This window comes from Thermococcus sp. MAR1, assembly GCF_012027305.1.
Taxonomy (GTDB): domain Archaea; phylum Methanobacteriota_B; class Thermococci; order Thermococcales; family Thermococcaceae; genus Thermococcus.
Genome location: NZ_SNUF01000001.1, coordinates 1245837 through 1263583 on the forward strand (window position 1 = coordinate 1245837; position 17747 = coordinate 1263583).

Annotated in this window: 18 protein-coding genes; 10 read left to right on the top strand and 8 right to left on the bottom strand. The window is 54.6% G+C overall.

All coding sequences use genetic code 11. The features are described from left to right. Window positions 1-109: 109 nt before the first annotated feature. The 5 genes from E3E25_RS07080 (at window position 110) to E3E25_RS07100 (ending at window position 6407) form a co-directional block, all read left to right on the top strand. A complete protein-coding gene (locus E3E25_RS07080; RefSeq protein WP_167892397.1) occupies window positions 110-1951 on the top strand; it encodes an iron ABC transporter permease in 1842 nt (613 codons plus the stop codon). 10 nt (window positions 1952-1961) lie between these two features. Next, window positions 1962-3026: an ABC transporter ATP-binding protein gene (locus tag E3E25_RS07085; RefSeq protein WP_167892398.1), complete on the top strand. Its 1065-nt coding sequence runs from the start codon at window positions 1962-1964 to the stop codon at window positions 3024-3026. A 32-nt stretch (window positions 3027-3058) separates the two neighbouring features. Next, window positions 3059-3658, top strand: coding sequence for a DUF447 domain-containing protein (locus E3E25_RS07090; protein WP_167892399.1), 600 nt, complete (start codon window positions 3059-3061; stop codon window positions 3656-3658). Between the two features lie 64 nt (window positions 3659-3722). After that, window positions 3723-5705: a metallophosphoesterase gene (locus E3E25_RS07095; RefSeq protein WP_167892400.1), complete on the top strand. Its 1983-nt coding sequence runs from the start codon at window positions 3723-3725 to the stop codon at window positions 5703-5705. 78 nt (window positions 5706-5783) lie between these two features. Further along, a complete protein-coding gene (locus E3E25_RS07100) occupies window positions 5784-6407 on the top strand; it encodes a hypothetical protein (protein ID WP_167892401.1) in 624 nt (207 codons plus the stop codon). Here E3E25_RS07100 and E3E25_RS07105 read toward each other — a convergent pair whose 3' ends face one another. Beyond that, window positions 6408-8546: a restriction endonuclease gene (locus tag E3E25_RS07105; protein WP_206204618.1), complete on the bottom strand. Its 2139-nt coding sequence runs from the start codon at window positions 8544-8546 to the stop codon at window positions 6408-6410. It lies immediately after the preceding gene. A gap of 146 nt (window positions 8547-8692) precedes the next feature. On the opposite strand from E3E25_RS07105, the gene E3E25_RS07110 reads away from it, so the two are divergent. Continuing rightward, window positions 8693-9928 carry a phosphoglycerate kinase gene (locus E3E25_RS07110; protein WP_167892402.1) on the top strand — a complete coding sequence of 412 codons (1236 nt, stop codon included), beginning with the start codon at window positions 8693-8695 and terminating at the stop codon, window positions 9926-9928. On the opposite strand, the gene E3E25_RS07115 is transcribed toward E3E25_RS07110, so the two are convergent. The 5 genes from E3E25_RS07115 to E3E25_RS07135 all read right to left on the bottom strand — a co-directional run bounded on the left by E3E25_RS07115 (window position 9906) and on the right by E3E25_RS07135 (window position 13290). Further along, the gene (locus E3E25_RS07115; protein ID WP_167892765.1) at window positions 9906-10427 is read right to left on the bottom strand and encodes a hypothetical protein; all 522 of its coding nucleotides are present in this window, start codon (window positions 10425-10427) and stop codon (window positions 9906-9908) included. The two genes, E3E25_RS07110 and E3E25_RS07115, sit on opposite strands and share 23 nt — an antisense overlap. A gap of 48 nt (window positions 10428-10475) precedes the next feature. Beyond that, window positions 10476-11018 carry a hypothetical protein gene (locus E3E25_RS07120; RefSeq protein WP_167892403.1) on the bottom strand — a complete coding sequence of 181 codons (543 nt, stop codon included), beginning with the start codon at window positions 11016-11018 and terminating at the stop codon, window positions 10476-10478. A gap of 74 nt (window positions 11019-11092) precedes the next feature. Then, window positions 11093-11857, bottom strand: a complete 765-nt coding sequence (locus tag E3E25_RS07125) for an ABC transporter permease (protein WP_167892404.1) — start codon at window positions 11855-11857, stop codon at window positions 11093-11095. Window positions 11858-11861: 4 nt separating this feature from the next. Continuing rightward, window positions 11862-12839, bottom strand: coding sequence for an ATP-binding cassette domain-containing protein (locus E3E25_RS07130; RefSeq protein ID WP_167892405.1), 978 nt, complete (start codon window positions 12837-12839; stop codon window positions 11862-11864). Further along, a complete protein-coding gene (locus E3E25_RS07135; RefSeq protein ID WP_167892766.1) occupies window positions 12826-13290 on the bottom strand; it encodes a PadR family transcriptional regulator in 465 nt (154 codons plus the stop codon). Before E3E25_RS07135 ends, E3E25_RS07130 begins: the two co-directional genes overlap by 14 nt. A gap of 71 nt (window positions 13291-13361) precedes the next feature. Between E3E25_RS07135 and E3E25_RS07140 the strand changes: the two genes are divergently transcribed. After that, window positions 13362-13793, top strand: coding sequence for an ATPase (locus E3E25_RS07140; protein WP_167892406.1), 432 nt, complete (start codon window positions 13362-13364; stop codon window positions 13791-13793). Further along, window positions 13759-14490, top strand: a complete 732-nt coding sequence (gene nth, locus E3E25_RS07145; RefSeq protein WP_167892407.1) for an endonuclease III — start codon at window positions 13759-13761, stop codon at window positions 14488-14490. The genes E3E25_RS07140 and nth overlap by 35 nt, the downstream gene beginning before the upstream one ends. Window position 14491: 1 nt before the next feature. Here the strand turns inward: nth and E3E25_RS07150 are convergent, their stop codons facing one another. Both E3E25_RS07150 and E3E25_RS07155 read right to left on the bottom strand, forming a co-directional pair. Continuing rightward, a complete protein-coding gene (locus tag E3E25_RS07150; RefSeq protein ID WP_167892408.1) occupies window positions 14492-15070 on the bottom strand; it encodes a potassium channel family protein in 579 nt (192 codons plus the stop codon). Continuing rightward, window positions 15063-15671: a potassium channel family protein gene (locus tag E3E25_RS07155; RefSeq protein WP_167892409.1), complete on the bottom strand. Its 609-nt coding sequence runs from the start codon at window positions 15669-15671 to the stop codon at window positions 15063-15065. Before E3E25_RS07155 ends, E3E25_RS07150 begins: the two co-directional genes overlap by 8 nt. Window positions 15672-15781: 110 nt before the next feature. On the opposite strand from E3E25_RS07155, the gene E3E25_RS07160 reads away from it, so the two are divergent. Then, complete coding sequence (locus tag E3E25_RS07160; RefSeq protein ID WP_167892767.1) at window positions 15782-16972, top strand: magnesium transporter; 1191 nt, start codon at window positions 15782-15784, stop codon at window positions 16970-16972. Further along, on the top strand, window positions 16973-17740 hold the full coding sequence (locus tag E3E25_RS07165) for a sugar phosphate isomerase/epimerase (RefSeq protein WP_167892410.1): 768 nt from the start codon (window positions 16973-16975) through the stop codon (window positions 17738-17740). Window positions 17741-17747 lie beyond the last annotated feature (7 nt).

Here is a 17747-nt window from a genome sequence, read left to right on the forward strand (position 1 = left end):
CTCCGTTTAGATACCGGCGAATCAACAAATTTTTGGAAATATTTAAATAGAGTCCACCTCGACCCAATCAGAGTGACCGGGAGTTCAAAACAACGGAGGTTGATGCTCGATGAAGGTTAGCAAATGGAGCGAGAATCTCTTTGGAACGCCCATCTTTGACCCTGTCGTGACGACATCGTTCCTGTTCCCCCTCCTGTACCTAGTGGCTTTCCTCATAATACCCGTGCTCACTATGCTGGCCATCGCCTTCGAGTACAACGGACACCTCTCATTCCACTGGTTCACCAGCATCCTGACGTCGGACTATTACATCAGTTTCAGACCGACGGGCGAATTCTACAGACTTATCACGATGCCCAACGGGGAGCAGATATACTACGTTCAGGGCGTTGACTTTGGAGTTATCTTAAACTCCCTGCTTGTCTCGATAAGTGTCATGATACTGACGACGATTCTCGGAACGATATTCGCCTTCGTCATGGCCCGTTACGATTTTCCGGGCAAAAACATCGTTAGGATTCTCCTCTTCGTGCCCCTCCTTGTCACGCCGTTCGTCAACGTCTTCATCGTCAAGAAGATGTTCCTCCCCAACGGCCTCATTAACTGGCTGTTCTACGACATGCTTCACCTGTTTCCACACAGGATCGTCATCGATGGCCTAGTCGGCGTCATAGTGGCCCAGACCATGACCTACTACCCGATAGTCTACCTCAACGCCTACGCGAGCTTCATAAACATCGACCCCACCCTCGAGGAGCAGGCGGAGAACCTCGGAAGCAGCAGCTTCCACCTCTTCAGAACGGTCACCTTCCCGCTCGCCCTTCCGGGAATCGCGGCCGGTGCAACCCTCGTCGGCATATTCAGCCTTGAGGATCTCGCTGCACCCATAGTCTTCCAGGGCAACGCCCTAGCGAGAAAGCTCATGTCCTTCCAGATCTACAGCGCGTTCACCAGCGGTTTCAACGTTGGCAGCCCTCAGCTTGCAGCACTCGCCCTGATAATGCTCACTATAGCCATCCTGATGTTCCTCGGCATCAGGAAGTACGTTAGCCTGCGCCAGTACGCGATGCTCAGCAAGGGCGGAAGGTGGAAGCCGCGCGTGGCCAAGCCAAAGGGCTGGCAGGCCGCTTTGATTTACCTCGTCGTCCTCCCGATGCTCCTCATTTCGATATTCCCCCAGGTGGGTGTGGTTCTCCTCGCCTTCAGCGAGAGCTGGTCCGGAACCTGGCCCCAGGGCTTCACCACCTCCCATATCCAGAGCATCATCACGCAGCCCGACATCGAGAGGGTTATAATGAACAGCGTGATGTATTCCACAGCGGCCATAATCGTCATCCTCCTGCTCTCGCTCACTGCATCCTACGCGTCCAGCAGGTTCAAGAAGAGCAAACTCGGCCCGGTTCTCGACAGCCTCTCGACCATCCCGATAGCGGTTCCGGGTATCGTCATAGCTATGAGCTATTTCTTCTTCTTCGCCAAGGTGTTCCCGAACACGCCGCTTGACCCCACCAACCTGCTCGGCTTCAACCCGGCAATGGTCCTAGTGCTGGCGTACTCCATAAGGCGTCTGCCCTTCGCAGCGCGCTCCATATCGGCGGGAATCCAGCAGGTGCACGTGTCCCTAGAGGAGGCGGCACTCAACCTTGGCGCCGGAAGGTGGAAGGCACTCACGGGAATCCTCATGCCGCTGATACTCCTGAACCTTCTCGGTGGTGCAATGCTGAGCTTCGTCTACTGTATGAGCGAGACCAGCGTTGGAATAACGCTCGGTTCAATAAACCCCGAGTACTACCCGATAACCGCCAGAATGGTCGAGCTCATGACGAGCGCCGTTGGAAGCGCAAACCTCGCGGCCGCGCTCGGTGTCTTCCTCATGACCGTGCAAATCATAGCCATTGTCTTGGCGAACGTGATAACCAAGCAGAGGTACTCATTCATAGGTCTCACATGAGGTGGTTGGGATGGTTGACGTCAAGCTTGAAAACATCGTTAAAACTTTCGGAGAAACCGTTGCCCTTAAGGGGATAGACCTTCACATAAAAGCCGGCGAGCTCTTCACACTGCTCGGACCGAGCGGCTGTGGAAAGTCAACAACGCTGAGAATAATAGCCGGCCTAGACTTCCCGGACAGCGGAACAATATACTTCGGAGACGAAGAGGTCACCTATCTCCCCTCCAGCAAGCGTGGAGCGGTGCTCGTCTTCCAGAACTACGCCCTCTGGCCGCACATGACCGTATTCGACAACGTTGCCTACGGCCTAAAGCTCAAGAAGCTCTCCAAGGAGGAGATACGGAAGAAGGTGGAGTGGGCGCTTGAGCTGGTCAAGCTCAAAGGCTTCGAGGACCGCTATCCTACACAGCTTTCCGGTGGTCAGCAGCAGCGTGTTGCCATTGCCAGGGCCCTTGTGGTGGAGCCGAAGGTTCTCCTCCTGGACGAGCCGCTGAGCAACCTCGACGCGAAGCTACGCCTTGAGATGCGTTCGGAGATAAGGAGAATCCAGCGCGAGCTCGGAATTACAGTTATCTACGTCACCCACGACCAGGAAGAGGCCATGGCCATAAGCGACAGGATTGCCGTCATGAACGTCGGAACTGTCGAGCAGGTCGGAACGCCGAAGGAGATATACGAGAGCCCCAGGACCGAGTTCGTGGCAAGTTTCATGGGCAAGACCAACGTTATCCCGGCCAAGGTCGTGGAGAGGGAAGGCGACAAAGTCACTGTTGAATTCGAGGGTATAAGGCTCGACGGCCTTCACTACACAGACAAGAGCGACGACGTTGTCATAGTCATCAGGCCCGAGAGGATACAGCTCAAACCGACTGAGAATGCAGTTTCCTTCACGGGAACCGTCGACCTCATCGAGTACTACGGCTTCTTCACCGAGGTCGTTGGCCTCTTCGGGGACACCAGGATAATTGCCAGGACGATAAGCGACAGGGAAGTCGCCAATCTGAGACCAACTCAGCCAGTGACCTTCTACGTCGAGAGGGATGACATAATCGTCCTTCCAAAGCAGCAGCTTTAAATCCCCCTTTTCTATTCCCCTTTGGTGGTCGGATGCTGGAGCTGTTTAAAGAGGGGCAGGTTTACGAGGTTCTTCTGGTCACCAAGTCAAACGTCACCCCAGTAGGAGTTGTGAGGAGAGGAAACAGACTGTTCTTCAGGCTCTTCGGCGGAAAGAGCGCAGAGGAGCTTAAGGAGTGCCCCTACGCATCGATACAGATAACCAACGACGCCGAACTCTTGGTGAAGTTAGGACTGAACTTTCCGGTGAACCTTGAGTTTGAGGGAATCGAAAATTTCAGGTGGATAAAAGGACTACCCGGGTTCTACGGAAGGGTTGATGCCCACGAAGAGCCATACGAGGACGAGCTTGGAGAGACTATGATTCTTGTGTGCTCCATGACCCCCGAGGGGGAGATAAGCGGAAATCTCCCGAGCAGGCCCCTCAGCAGGGCGGACTGCATGCTGATAGAGATGGCCGTTGATCTGACGCGACTCATCGTTGCCGTCGGTTCTGGAAAGAGAGAGCTATCGCTGAAGCTGGCTGAGAAAATAGATGAAAACTACGGCCTCTATCTTCGTTTCGGCGGAGGTTCAGAGACTGCGGAGAGAATCGTGGCATGGAAAAGGGAACTGCTGAGGGAAGTCCAGTAAAGACCTTCCAGATATGGGAAGGAAAGCTTATAATTGAGTTGTGCCACCTCTTCTTGGTGATACCATGAACGTTAAGAGGGCCCTTGCAATAATAGTTGCCCTTCTCGCCCTCGCGGCGGTTTTATCGGCTCCAGTTAGGGCAGAGACCTCAGTGATACCGGGAGAGATAATACTGAGACCCCTCCCGGGTGTTCCGGCAATAGGTCTCCCCGGGGACACAATAGAGGTGCAGCCGGCAGAAGGAGTCACAATCCAGGAGTTGCAGATAGTATCGATACTCCACGGCCCGTACGACCTTAAGATACTGGGAACCGAAGATGGTGTCGTCAAGGCAAAGATACCCGAGGAGGTGGCTCCAGACGTTTATTTCCTAATCGTGAAGAGCGACAAAGGAGAAGTGACAATTCCAAACGGCGTCTGGGTCATGAAAGAAGCACCAAAGGTTCTCAAGATCGCCCAGGGAAGCGATTTCCACGTGACGAGCGGCTCGAAGATGGGCTTCGTCTGTGGGGAGTACTTCCAGAAGAGCATCCCCGAGATACTCAAGTACTGCGACGACCCGATACCCATGCACAGCTACACCGCCACCGACAGCTTCATGACGTACTACGCGATGGTCGACAGCGGTGAGGTAAACCTGATGGTAAGCACCGGCGACGACGTTGACACCAACGGTGACAAGAGGGGTTACCAGCTCTTCGATCTGGCAATCCTCCATGGAACCGCCGCTGGAATGCCCTTCATAGGTATCAAGGGCAACCACGACCACCCGCCGACCTACTACTCGAAGTACGTTGGCCCCAGGTACTTCTACGAGGTCATCGGGAACTTCCTCATCATCGGTCTTGACAGTCGTGGCGAGGAGAGGCATCCCGAGATGGAGCAGCTCCATTGGATGGAGGATGTCCTTAAATCTCACCCGAACAAGACGGTCATAGTCCTGGTCCACCACCCCTTCTGGTACAAAACCGACGAGGGGAAGTACGGCACCATAAAGGGCTACACTGCCTTTGACGACAACGACTGGAGCGCCCTCATGAAGTATGTAAGCTGGGACTGGGCCGGCAGAGATGGCCAGTACCAGGACATAGCCAGGTACTTCCTCCAGCTCGTCGAGAAGTACAACGTCAGGCTCATCCTGGCGGGCCACATACACCACGACAAGCCGATACTGTACATCGACAAGGACGGGAACGAGCACTGGTTCTACACTCTAACCACCACGGGAGCGCCGGACAAGACCAGCAACCCTCCGAGTAAGGCGGATATCCAAAAGGGCTACAAGACCCCAAGCTGGTACGGTTCCCAAGTCATATACGTCTACCCAAACGGGACCGTAAGCTTCCCTGAGATGGACGATGTCCTCCACCCGGGAATAAGCTCCCTGCCGGTTCCACAGAAGTTCGTCGTCCTCAGGCAGAACGGTGAGGATGGAACCGCCGTTCACTTCTTCAACAACCTCGGCAAGGCCGTCAGCGGCCCTCTCGTGGTTCGGATACCCGAAGGCGCCAAGGTTGACCCCGACGCGACCACCATAACCTACAAGGTCATCGCGGAAAGAGAGATAGGCGGCAATTACTACATGCTACTGAACGTCACTGTGCCCGAAGGTGAGAGTCAGTTGGCGGTTGTCAAGGAGAAGGACACCCAGAAGCCGACCGTCGAGTTCGGCTACATCTCGCCAAGGAAGCCGAAGCCGGGAACGCTTATCAAGGTCTTCTTTGACGCCAACGACAACGTCGGAATAAAGAGCGCCAAGATTGAGGTCATCGAGGACGGAAAGGTCGTGGCAACGTACCCGGCGTTCTCGACCGATCCATGGGACGTCAAGGGCAACTACTTCAGCCAGTTCACAGTGAACTCCTCGAAATTCACCCTGAAGGTAATCGTGGAGGACTTCTACGGCAACACCGCCGAGACCACGTACGAGCACACTGCCACGACAACGACAACAACAAGCACCCCGTCTGAGGGTAAAGGTGTCTGTGGACCGGCCGCCCTGGTAGCGATAGCCATTCTTCCGCTTTTCTTCCGGAAAAAGAAGTGAGGGCTTTCCCCTTTTATTTTTGTACCTTCATACATCGCCCGGAGGGAAGAGTTTTTAAACCGTCCCCACAAGCCCACCATGGTGATGAAGGTGAAGTTCAAGGGCAAGGCCTTCGGTAACATCGTGAGGATGGAGTTCGACATCCTCACACTAAGCGAGCTTAAAATAGACGACCTGCGAGACTTTGATATAGACTCAATCAAAGTAGAACTCAAACCAACCTCATCGGGTATCAAGGTCATCGGCATCTGGGAAGGCACTACAGAAGATGCCGGGGAGGGCATAAAGAAGGCCCTCCAAGAGAGCTACAAACTCCGCGAGAGGATTCTGAACAGGATAAAGAGCAAGACCGAGGCCATAAGGAGCACCATGCACCAGCTCGGCTTCAAAGAGGAGGTCGAGGGCTACGGGAGCGTTCTCCGCTTCACCAAAAAGGTCGGTGCGTACGAGATAATAGTCATAGCCTCGACGACGGAGGACGTTGTGCGCGTCGAGGTCTACGGAAACGACAAGAAGATAATCAGCCCGGAGATAGAGAGCATCTTCGAGGACGTTGAGGTCGAGGAGCTTGAGGTCTATGACTTCGACGAGGGCAAGGAGGAGAGGCTCGTCATAAACCTGGAGATACCCAAGAACGAAGAGAAACCAGAGCGAAAGATAGTGGAAGCCATAAAAATGATAGAGAACATGCTGATGGCTTAGTCACTTGTATTTGCTCTCCAGCTGAATCTGCTTCAGTTTTGCCGTTATTCCCTTCATGGGCACCATGTCCTCGCTTATTATTTTCCCCGTCCTGGTGTCTATCCGTGCGTAGTAGAACCTCTCAGTGCCGGAGACCTTGATGGTTATGTACCCCTTGTCCTTGTAGTGGGTCAGCCTCTCTGTCTTGACCTCCCTCTCTCCAAAGGCCATCCTCAGGTGCTCGTGGTACATGGCCTCTATCGCCATCTCCGTGAAGCGCACGTTCTCCTTGAGAACTTCCCCTGTGGCTCTGTGGAGAACCAGGGTCCCAATCTTCGTCTTGCCGGTGAACTCAACCTCCCAGTTGTCGTTCAGGGATATTGAGGCTATACCCGCCTCTTCGTCGATCTCCCTCGCGCGCTCCAGGGCCATCTTCTCTGCCAGCTTCTTCCTCAGGACCCGGTCAACCTCCTCGACGAGCTTGCCGTCCTTGCTGAGCCGTATTGTCACCACGTGTTTTTCGTTCTCGGCCTTGAGTACGTACTCCGCCTCCTTCTCTTCAAGGGAGGTCATTTCAAAGTCGGGATACTTCCCGGCTACCAGCTCCTTGGCGCGTTCGGGGCTTATCTCGACGAGGTAGTCCAGAACGTCGCCCGTGGCGCCGTCCACCTTAACCACAGCCCTACCATCTGGACTCTCAAGGGTCAGTTCTAGGTACTTGTGCTCCAGAACGCGGTACGATTTCATCTCAAGGTCCCTGAGAGGGAAGTTGCCCTCTATGACCTCCTTGGCGTTTCTGAAGGCCTCCTGGGGTGACGGAAGCTTCCTAACCTCTGAGTGCTTCCCAGTGGTCAGGTCAACCTCGAGGACAGCTATGCCGTCGTCGAGGAGAATGTCAGTAACGGCAACCTTCTTGCCCTTCTCAAGGTTCATAACCTTCCCGCTCGGGTAGGCTTTCCGCAGAAGTTCATCCAGCGCCTCGTCGCTCAGCAGGGCCTCGAGGCTGAGGAGCTTTCCGGTGTACTCGTTAAAGGTCATCTCGAAGAAGAAGCTCTTGGTCCTGCCGGATATCTTCACCTTGCCCTTGTCCCTCTTCAGCTCCCTTTCGAGCACTTCCTCCCCGGTCTGTTTGAGGACTATCTCCTCGGTCTTTCCGACGAAGTACTCGTCCGGGAGGGGGCTTATCTCGAACTCGACCTTGCCATTCTCCAGGTTGACTGTGGCCTTTGCGGTGTTCTCACCAACCCTGAGGTCGAGCTTGGCGAGCTTCGGAACGTAGACCTTCTTCCGCTCGTGAATTGAGACCTTTCCCTCGGCGACGCTCAGTTCCCTGGCGGCCCGTTCCTTGAGTATCAGAACCGCCTCGCTTGGGCTTATCGGAACCTCTATGTACCTCTCGGTCGCCTGAATGGAGGAGAAATCGTTGAGGAGGGCCTTGGTCACCGGGACGCTGAGCCTCTTGTCCTCGGTTGCGCGCAGGACTATGTCCTCCCCCGAGAACACCACTGCCTTGTCCTTCTCCTCCCCTCCTTCAACGGACCAAGAGAATATGTAGGCGCTTGAGAGCGTCACGGAGAGGGTCTGGAGGCTCATCTCGGAGGGCTTGATCGGGTACTTGGATGAAGCAAAGGAGGCGGCCTTCTTAAATACATCCTGGGCGGAGAACTCGTAGAGGAGGGGGGCATCGAGCTCGAACTCGTTTAGGGGGCTCTTTTTCTCGGATTTCTTCTTGACGCTCTCGGCCATCTTGAGGAGCTCCTCCGGTGGCTCAAGCGAATAGTTGTGGAAGAGCGAAATGAGCTTCTCACCATCCCATGGGATTATCCTTCCCCGGTATTCGCGAGAGATGAGAACCTTGGCATCCTTGGTGAAGCCAGCGGTCGAGATGAGTATCCCCTTGTCCGCCTTGTACTTGTCCACGAGTCCAGCGAAGACGTTGACGTCGCGAGACGAAGCGAGCCCCTTACGGTGAACGGCTATGACGAGCTTCTCCATGCCTGCTATTGGATCGTCCCTTATGGCCACGATGTCTATTCCCCAGTCCTTCTTGCTGGAGACCTTTTCGTACTCCCTGAAACCCATTCTCTTGAGCAGTTCGATTACGTTTTCAATGAGAACGTCCTCGGGTGCCAGCATTATTATATCCTGAGTCCACGGCATCATTCTCACCTATGAAAGTGAAATCGAACACTGGAATATTTTTGAACCTCATTTTATAAATCTCTTTCCCCCGAAAATTCATTATCACCAGAAGTGTTCAAAATAAGTTTTTAACGGTAGGAATTTAACACCGGTGTGGTGATGGAATGTTCAGGCTCACGGACTTCAGCTATCACAACCGGACAGTGTTTCTGAGGGCCGATCTCAACTCCCCCGTCAAGGACGGAAGGATAATCAGCGACGCCAGGTTTAGAGCGGTTCTTCCGACGATAATATATCTCCTCGAGCACGGGGCCAAACTAGTCATAGGGACGCACCAGAGCAAGCCCTACAAGGGCGACTACATAACCACGGAGCAGCACGCCGAGATACTGAGCGGGCTTCTGGGCCAAGAGGTCGAGTACGTTGAGGACATCTTCGGAAAATACGCCCGCGAGAAGATAAAAGCCCTAGAGCCCGGCGAGGCCGTCATGTTAGAGAACCTCCGCTTTGCCGCGGAGGAGGTTAAATACAAGCCGATTGAAGATTGCGAGAAGACGTTTTTTGTGAGAAAACTCGCGCCCCTGGTAGATTACGTCGTGAACGATGCCTTCGCGGCTTCGCATAGGAGTCAGCCCTCCCTGGTAGGATTCGCAAGACTGAAGCCCATGATTATGGGCTTCCTCATGGAAAGGGAGATTAATGCCCTTACCCGAGCATACAATACCGGAGAGAGGCCGAGGGTCTACGTGCTCGGCGGTGCAAAGGTTGACGACTCGCTCCGCGTTGCCGAGAACGTTCTAAGGAACGGCAGGGCCGAGGTCATACTCACCGGCGGGCTGGTAGGTCACGTGTTCACCCTCGCCAAGGGCTTCCACCTCGGCGATGCCAACCTGGAGTTTATGGAGAAAAAGGGCCTTCTCGAACTGGTGGACTGGGCAGAGGAGATACTCAACGAGTTCTACCCCTACGTGAGAACCCCCGTTGATTTCGCCGTTGATTACAGGGGGGAGCGCGTCGAGGTTGACCTGCTGAGCGAGGAGAAATGGCTGTTCGACGAGTATCCCATACTCGACATAGGTTCAAGGACCGTTGAGAAGTACCGAGAGGTGCTCATGGGGGCAAAGATAATAGTCGCCAACGGGCCTATGGGGGTCTTCGAGCGCGAGGAGTTCGCGGTAGGAACCGTCGGCGTCTTCAGGGCGATAGGGGAGAGCCCGGCCTTCAGCATAGTGGGGGGAGGCCACTCGATAGCGAGCATATACCAGCACAACATAACGGGCATAAGCCACGTCTCCACCGGCGGCGGCGCGATGCTCAGCTTCTTCGCCGGTGAAAAGCTCCCCGTCCTGGAGGCGTTCAAGATCAGCTACGAACGCTTCAAGGACCTGCTTGAAGGGTGAACAGCCAGACGAGGAGCACGGCGATTAAAACTCCGCCGAGGAGCAGCATCAGGAGCCACTCGACCCGCTCCATTAGTTTTCTGTTAGAGTAGAGAACGTGCCCTACGATTCCAAGGGCGAGGGATGAGACTATGAGCACCCTTTCCTCCGCCGATTCGACCCTGCTGAGAACCGCCTCAACACCCCAGAGAGCCAGGAACAGCAAAACGGCTCCGGTGACTGCGTAGCCGTGCCTCATCGTTCTCGCGTTGGTTATGTAGAAGGTCGCGGCGAAGGCAATAAGGAAGATCACCATTGCCTGTATCTCGAGGGGAATCGGAACCGCCTTCGAATGCACCGTCCTCTCATAAATCCATATGACTCCGGTGAGTATGGTGGAAACTATCAGCGCCATCACGAAGACCTTATGTACGTGGTCGGCTATGCCAAGGGCCTCTTCAAGCTCCTCCAGTTCCTCCCGTCTGGAGACTTCTCCCTCCACTTTGGCCCCTTCCACCATCGAACTCACTGCCCTTCCTACGCGCTTCGAGATTTAAGGGTATCGCGTTCAGTCAATTCCCGTTTTCTCGTAGAGCCTCCTGTACACACTCCTGAACTGAAAAACCATTATAACTGCGTAGACTACCACGAAGGATTTCAGGGAGAAGTGGCCGCCGAGAAAGTGATTCAGCAGGGCTATGGTACCTAGAACGGTTAGATAGGTTGTGATGACGTTGATAGCTGCCGCCAACGTTGCCCCGCGGCGGTACGCGAGCCACACCCAGAACGACGAGTTGAGCGCTACCAGCCAGCGGAGCCTGAGGGGTTCGTCCGGGGAGACCTCCACCGAGTAGGCGTCCCTCAGCATCTCCTTTCGGAACGCAATCGCGAGGCCGGCGGTGAGCAGCATTAATGCAAAGGAGCCGATTACAAGGGAGCCGCTGTCGAGGATTGCCCCAAAGGCCAGCATGACGACCCATGCTGTGAAGGCCAGGTAGACCATCAGGGATTTCGGTGAGAGCCGTCCCTTCCTGAAGAGGTAGGTGGGATATATCCCGAAGAAAGGGACGCCGACCATCAGAAGGATCGCGGCGAGGACTTCACTACCCATTTCGCATCGAGGTTTTTAGAACCTGGAAAATTAAAAGGATTTCGATTGAAAAGAGGAATAAAGGGGCGTGCCTCTCAGTCTATCGTCGCCTTCCTGAAGCCGAGAGCGGCAACTCCAGCGAACAGCGCCGCCAGACCAATGAGCACGACCCAGTCCGTTGCGATTCCAAAGGCCGGCTCAACCCCGGCTAGATAATAGCGCGAGCCGTCCACGGCGTAGGTCAGCGGGTTCACCTTGGCCAACCACTGCATCCACTCGGGCATCGTCTTTATCGGATAGAAGGCTCCGCTGAGGAAGGTCATGGGGAGCATTATCATCATGACGATCATCTGGAAGCCTTCCATGCTGCTCATCTTGAGGGCTATTGCAACCCCCATTCCGGCTATGGCGAGGCCCACCAGGAAGCTAAGGCCGAGAGCAGGGAGGATTCCGCTCACTTTGAGGTCGGCAAGGGCGAAGCTGAGGACCAGGATTATGACGCCCTGTATCATGGCCATGAGCGCTCCCCCGGTGATCCTGCCGAGTATCGCCTCGGTCCTGCTCGCGGGAGCTACCAAAATCTCCTTCAGGAAGCCGAACTGCTTGTCCCAGATGAGCGTTATGCCCTGCATGAAGCTCATGTTGAAGACCGTCATCGCTATTATTCCCGGCACAAGGTAAGTCATGTAGTCAACGCCGCCGAATATCTGAGACGCAAACGGGTTGTCGAAGACACCGCTCCAGCCCTTTCCGAAGAATATGAGCCAGATGAGAGGATTGATTATGCTCCCAATGACCCTCGCCCGTGAGCGGGAAAAGCGCTTCAGCTCGCGGTATATCATGGTGAAAAAGACCTGCATGCCATCACCTCCTCATACGGGCTTTCATTATCATCCTTGCCACGTTCTGCTCCCCGCCTTCGTCCCTGATCTCTCTGCCCGTCAGATGCAGGAAGACGTCGTTGAGCGTCGGCCGGTGATAGGTGACCTCAAGGATTTTGACACCCGATTCCTTTGCCAGCTCGAAGAGCCTGGGAAGGGCTTCAGCGGCGTTGTCCACGTCAAGGCGAACCCTCCCGTCGGGTAAAAGCCTGCAGCCCTTGATGAAATCCGCTTTGAGGCACTTGAGGTCCTCCCTTGCCTGGAGCTTCAGGTAGATTATGTCGTTGCCGACAAGTTTCTTCAGCTCTTCAGCCGTTCCTTCGGCGATTATCTTTCCGTGGTCCATTATCGCTATCCTGTCAGCTAACTGCTCCGCCTCGTCCATGTAGTGCGTCGTGAGGAAAATCGTCATGTTGTGCTCTTCCTTCATGGCCCTTATGTAGTCCCAGATGTGGGCCCTGGTCTGCGGGTCGAGGCCTATCGTGGGCTCATCGAGGAACAGTATTTCGGGCTCGTGAAGGAGGGAGCGCGCTATCTCAAGCCTTCTCTGCATTCCGCCGGAGAACGTCTTGACAGGTCTGTCTCGGAACTCCCACAGCTCGACGAACTTGAGGAGGCGCTCTATCTTCTCCCTCAGCTCCTTGACCCCGTATATCCTGCCGTGGATAAGCATGTTCTCATAGGCGGTAAGCTCTCTATCAACGCTCGGGTCCTGGAAGACTATGCCTATCTTCTTCCTAACCGCTATCGGCTCCTTAAGGACGTCGTGGCCGGCAACTATGGCCTTTCCGGAGGTCGGCTTGAGCAGGGTCGTGAGGACGTGGACGGTTGTGGTCTTCCCGGCCCCGTTGGGACCCAGAAAGGCAAATATCTCGCCCCGTCTCACGTTGAAGGATATTCCCTTAACGGCCTCAAAATCCCCGTACTTCTTCACCAGGTTCTCAACCTCAATCGCGTTCATACCGTCCACCTCCAAGTAGAATCAGCCTGAGTTTCTTCGCGCAACCGGTGAACAGCTCCTTGATCTCCTCCCTCTGCTCGTCCGTCAGGTCATCCATCGACTCAAAGAGCTCCCTGAACGCCATCCTCAGCTCGTCGCCCCCCAGCTCAAGGAACGCCTTGTAGGCGCTCATTCTTCGTTTTGCCTCAATTAGCTCTTCCGCGTGCTCCGAGAGGTACTCCAGTCCCTTCTCTGTGATCACGTAGGTTTTTTTCTCCCTCTCCCCCCTGCCGGCCACCTCAATGAGCCCACTCTTCTTCAGGGACGCGAGGATTGGATAGACCGTGCCAGCGCTGAGCTTCATACCGTACCTTTCTTCCAGCTCCGCCATTATGCCGTAGCCGTGCATCGGCTCCCGGAGGAGGTCGAGGATAAGTACCTTCATATGACCGCGAAAACTTGGGCGCTCCATTTTCTCCACCGATATATCGTTCGATATGTCATCCTTATAAACCTTCCCTCAGAGTACTCACGGGTGATGAGATGAGGCTGGTTCTCAAGCCCCTCTTTGAGGCCGAGCTGCCGGCCGATTTCAGCGAGGTCATAAAGAGCAAGCTCATGGGGGAAGAACTCAGGACAGGTGAGGAAATCGAAGTTGAGCTCCTCGGAAAGCCCCTCCGATTCGAGGTCGTCCTTGCGGAGCCCTCGCCGCTGAAAGTCAGAAGGAACACGAGGATAGAGTTCTCGCATGGGGAGGTTGAAGTCATTGATTTTGAGTTCGATGAACCGGTTAAGGAGGTTATCCCCTTCGATGGTGGCTTCGTTGTTGTGCTCGAGAGGAAGGTTCTGATTCTGAACCAGGACGGGCAAAAGATTTATAGCGATGAGTTCGAGAACCTTAACAAAGTTAGGGTTTCCAAAGGAAGGGTGGTGATAATCCATGGAGAAAGAAAAATCAGGCTCGTTAAGCCTTGAAAAGTTCACCTTCGATGAAAGCTGGGAGGAGAAGAGAAAGCGTGCGGAGAGAATCGTCGAGATTCTGATGGAAACTTATCCGAGGGAGAAGCTCCTCATCGGCGACCCCTACAGGACCTTAATCCACTGCATAATCTCACAGCGCATGAGGGACGAGGTAACCTACAAGGTCTGGGAGAGGCTGTTTGAGAAATACGGAGACATCCGGGAGATAGCCAACACACCGGTCGAGGAGATGCAGGAGTTTCTGAGGAAGAACGGGGTCGGCCTCTGGAAGACCAAGGGCGAGTGGATTGTAAAGGCCTCGCAGATAATCCTCGAAAAGTATGACGGAAAGGTTCCAGACGACATTAGAAAGCTGATGGAGCTCCCTGGAATCGGAAGAAAGTGCGCCAACATAGTCTTAGCTTATGGCTTCGGAAGGCAGGCCATTCCAGTGGATACACACGTGAACAGGATAAGCAAGCGACTTGGTTTGGCTCCGCCGCGCGTTCAGCCGGAGAAGGTTGAGGAGTATCTTGCAAAGCTGATTCCCTACGAGAAGTGGATTTACGTGAACCACGCAATGGTGGACCACGGGAGGTCAATATGCAAACCAATAAGGCCGAAGTGCGATGAGTGTCCCCTCAGAGAGCTCTGCCCCTACGCGAAGGGCCTGGTGACTGATGCGGACATAAAGGGAAATTCAAAGAAATGATTCACTCTTCCTCCTCCACTTCCTCGCCGGCCAGCTTCCTCAGCTTGTCGAGGTCGGAGCCAACCGCTATGAGAACGTCGCCCTCCTGTATTGTGTCGTTTCTGCCTGGATTGTAGATGTACCTGCTCCCGCGCTTTATTGCCAGTATCCTAGTTCCTATTTTACTGGGGAGCTTGAGCTGTTCAAGTGTCCTGCCGTGCAGAACCGAGCCCTTGTGAACAGTTACCCTGCCGAGCTCCTCCTCAGTGTCCTCCATAATCCTCCTGATTATCGGATGGGGCTCAACGTCCCTCAGCACGAGGTCAGAAATCTTGTAGGCGGCATCGCTTATCTGCTCGTTTATCTCGGCCATGTCCATGACGCTGAGAAGTCTGAGGGGGTCGTCCTCCTTCTTGGCCAGCAGGAGGGCCAGCTTCTTGACCTTGAGGGTCAGCTCGTCCATGCGCTCTTCGAGGAGATAGACCTCCTCAGCTATGTCCTCGCTGTTGTACATGACGGAGGAGAAGGCTAAATCCACCATTAGAGATGACAGGTCTTTCATCTCTATGAGGCAGTTCTTAATTTCCTCAAGCTCACTCATTGCCAATCACCTTGATGTTGCCCCTCGCTATCTCCTTAAGGTAGTCTATGGATGTGTTCGTACCCCTACCGATGAGTATGTCACCTGGGAAGATTTTGAAATCCCCGTCGGGGTCAAAAATCCAGCGTTTGCCTCTCCTCACCGCCACTATCCAGACGCCGGTGTTGGTTGCTAGGTCGAGCTCCTCAAGGGTTCTACCCACGAGTATTGAATCGGCGGAGACGTAGATTTTGCCTATTATCTCCTCGCTCCCCAGTATCGCCTCGGTGATCACGGGGTGGAGCTCGACGCCGTCGATGACCATTTTTGCGAGGTCAGCGGCGGCGTTCGACATGTCGTCTATGGCGTGCGCCATGTGGAGGATGGACGTTATCTGCTCCGCCTCCCTGGGGCTTCTCGCGGCCAGAACCGCGTGTACCATCAGGTGGTAGTTGAGCAGGTCGAGGTACTCCTCAAGCTCGAGTACCTCCTCGGCCATCTCCTCCTCGTTGAAGAGTATGGAGGAGTAGGCCAGGTCAACCATCAGCTCTGCGGTGTTCTTCATTTCAACGAAGATGTCCTTAACGTTCCTTGGAACCTCGATTTCGTCCCACTCTTCCACCCGGCTCTCACCGATGTGGGGAAGGAGGGGAAATCTTATTTAGTTTTCGCCTTCGAAAAGTTTAATACCCGCAAAGGTCAACGTCTACGGGGTGAGGGCTATGGAGAGTGATGGCAGTGATCGGCGAGATTACGGGGGAGCTGAAGGAAAAGGTCAAGGAAGCCTACAGGGTTACGCTACCGTCCCTGTTCACATCACAGATATTCGGCCTGTTCGGCGGTACGTTTCTGGGTAAGTACTTCGAGATCATGAGAACCCAGTTTCCAGGTCTTCTGGTGGTCCTGCCGGGTATAATGGGCCTTCGCGGCAACGTTTTCGGCTCGATGGCATCGCGCTTCTCGACCATGCTCTACCTCGGTGACCTCGAACCCTCCCTTCGGGACAGGAAGGTTCTCAAGGAGATAGTCCTGCGGATGCTCATCTCGCTCATCCCTATAGTTCTGCTGTGGGCCATAGGTGTTGCCACTGGGGTAAAGAAGAACGCCCTTGACGTCCTCCTCATAGTGGTCACCTCCACGATACTCGTGTCCTTCATCCTCGGCTACTTCACCTCCTTCGTCACGATATTCGCGTTCAAGCGCGGTACCGACCCGGACAGCGTTGCAGCACCGCTGGTCGCTTCAATGGGCGATTTCCTGACTGTTCCTTCACTGGTGCTGTTCATCCTCCTCATAGAACGCTCACCGGAGGGATTCAGGCTCTTCAACTACGCAGTGCTGGCTCTCTTTGCCGCCGTGGCTGCTATAAGCCGGGTCAGGAAGGCGGAGTTCGTTGAGCTCAAGCAGGTCTTCATAACGATAACCGGGCTGGCGCTCCTCTCGACGGTATCGGGTTCGATACTCGCGAGGTTCAGCGGGGTAATTCAGGCGTCGGTTATACTGAGCTTCATATACCCCTCTCTCCTCAGCAGCTTTGGAAACTATGGCTCTATAATAGCTGCAAAAACCTCTACCAAGCTCCACCTCGGTGAGATAGAGAGCTTCGTCTGCTGGAAGCCCCTCACAGACATCCTGGCGCTCTTCACGACGGCGCCCATCATTGGAGCGACGAAGCTCCTCATAGGTATCGCCCTGGTGAAGCTGACTACCGGGATGACGGTTCCGGGCTCCGCGTGGTTGATAGTTCTCACTTATCCGTTCATGGTACTGTTCATCATGCTCTACTCGTACACGGTCTCCTACTTCCTCTTCAGGAAGAACATAGACCCCGACCACGTGGCGATACCGCTCATCTCGAACAACAGCGATATATTCGGCACGATATACGTCGTGCTGATGGCCAAGCTCATGGTGGGTGGTTGAATGATAGGTCTCTCCATGACGGCCTATCCCGGAAGAAACCTCCTCGGATTTGAGGAATGGGTAGGCAGGGCGAAAAAGCTTGGCTTTGATTTCGTTGAGATCCTGAGTGAATGGCCCCACTACCTGACGGGGAACAGCTACCGCCTCTTCGCCGAGGTTCTTGATGGATGGGGTATGAAAAGAACGGTCCATGCACCCTTCAGCGACGTCAACATAGGCTCCTTCAACGACAGGCTGAGGAGAACCTCGCTGGAGATAATCCATGAAACAATCGAACTGGCGGCCGAGCTCGACGCACTCTCCGTCACGATACATCCCGGGCACTGTTCGCCGGTCAGCGTGAAGAACAGGAGAAAGTACCTGGAGATACACAGGAAATCCCTGAGGAAAATCTCCGAGTGGGGGCTTGAATACGGAATAAAGATTGGCGTCGAGAACATGCCCCGCTTCCCAATCCTCGATGCGCAGACCTGCGAGAGGCTGTGGGAAATACTCGATGACGTCGATATAGGGGTGACTTTCGACGTTGGGCACCTAAACACCACAACGAGGAACTTTGAACGTTTCCTCGATCTCTTTGGGGATAAAATCGTTCACGTCCACCTCCACGACAACTCCGGGGATAAAGACGAGCACCTGGCCCTGGGCGATGGAACTGTCCCCTGGGTCAGGCTGATTCCAAAGCTCCCAAGGGTGACGTGGGCGCTTGAAGTCAACGACATCGAATCTGCCAGGAGAAGCCTCGAATTTTTGAAAAGCCTGCATTGATGGACGT

Excerpts from the sequence above, each read along its gene's own strand:
- E3E25_RS07135 (WP_167892766.1), bottom strand. The coding sequence starts at position 13,290 with ATGGAGCGCCCAAGTTTTCGCGGTCATATGAAGGTACTTATCCTCGAC.
- E3E25_RS07150 (WP_167892408.1), bottom strand. The coding sequence starts at position 15,070 with ATGAGTGAGCTTGAGGAAATTAAGAACTGCCTCATAGAGATGAAAGAC.
- E3E25_RS07090 (WP_167892399.1), top strand. The coding sequence starts at position 3,059 with ATGCTGGAGCTGTTTAAAGAGGGGCAGGTTTACGAGGTTCTTCTGGTC.
- E3E25_RS07085 (WP_167892398.1), top strand. The coding sequence starts at position 1,962 with ATGGTTGACGTCAAGCTTGAAAACATCGTTAAAACTTTCGGAGAAACC.
- E3E25_RS07120 (WP_167892403.1), bottom strand. The coding sequence starts at position 11,018 with ATGGGTAGTGAAGTCCTCGCCGCGATCCTTCTGATGGTCGGCGTCCCT.
- E3E25_RS07095 (WP_167892400.1), top strand. The coding sequence starts at position 3,723 with ATGAACGTTAAGAGGGCCCTTGCAATAATAGTTGCCCTTCTCGCCCTC.
- nth (WP_167892407.1), top strand. The coding sequence starts at position 13,759 with ATGGAGAAAGAAAAATCAGGCTCGTTAAGCCTTGAAAAGTTCACCTTC.
- E3E25_RS07130 (WP_167892405.1), bottom strand. The coding sequence starts at position 12,839 with ATGAACGCGATTGAGGTTGAGAACCTGGTGAAGAAGTACGGGGATTTT.
- E3E25_RS07105 (WP_206204618.1), bottom strand. The coding sequence starts at position 8,546 with ATGCCGTGGACTCAGGATATAATAATGCTGGCACCCGAGGACGTTCTC.
- E3E25_RS07160 (WP_167892767.1), top strand. The coding sequence starts at position 15,782 with ATGGCAGTGATCGGCGAGATTACGGGGGAGCTGAAGGAAAAGGTCAAG.
- E3E25_RS07080 (WP_167892397.1), top strand. The coding sequence starts at position 110 with ATGAAGGTTAGCAAATGGAGCGAGAATCTCTTTGGAACGCCCATCTTT.
- E3E25_RS07100 (WP_167892401.1), top strand. The coding sequence starts at position 5,784 with ATGGTGATGAAGGTGAAGTTCAAGGGCAAGGCCTTCGGTAACATCGTG.
- E3E25_RS07115 (WP_167892765.1), bottom strand. The coding sequence starts at position 10,427 with ATGGTGGAAGGGGCCAAAGTGGAGGGAGAAGTCTCCAGACGGGAGGAA.
- E3E25_RS07125 (WP_167892404.1), bottom strand. The coding sequence starts at position 11,857 with ATGCAGGTCTTTTTCACCATGATATACCGCGAGCTGAAGCGCTTTTCC.
- E3E25_RS07165 (WP_167892410.1), top strand. The coding sequence starts at position 16,973 with ATGATAGGTCTCTCCATGACGGCCTATCCCGGAAGAAACCTCCTCGGA.
- E3E25_RS07110 (WP_167892402.1), top strand. The coding sequence starts at position 8,693 with ATGTTCAGGCTCACGGACTTCAGCTATCACAACCGGACAGTGTTTCTG.
- E3E25_RS07140 (WP_167892406.1), top strand. The coding sequence starts at position 13,362 with ATGAGGCTGGTTCTCAAGCCCCTCTTTGAGGCCGAGCTGCCGGCCGAT.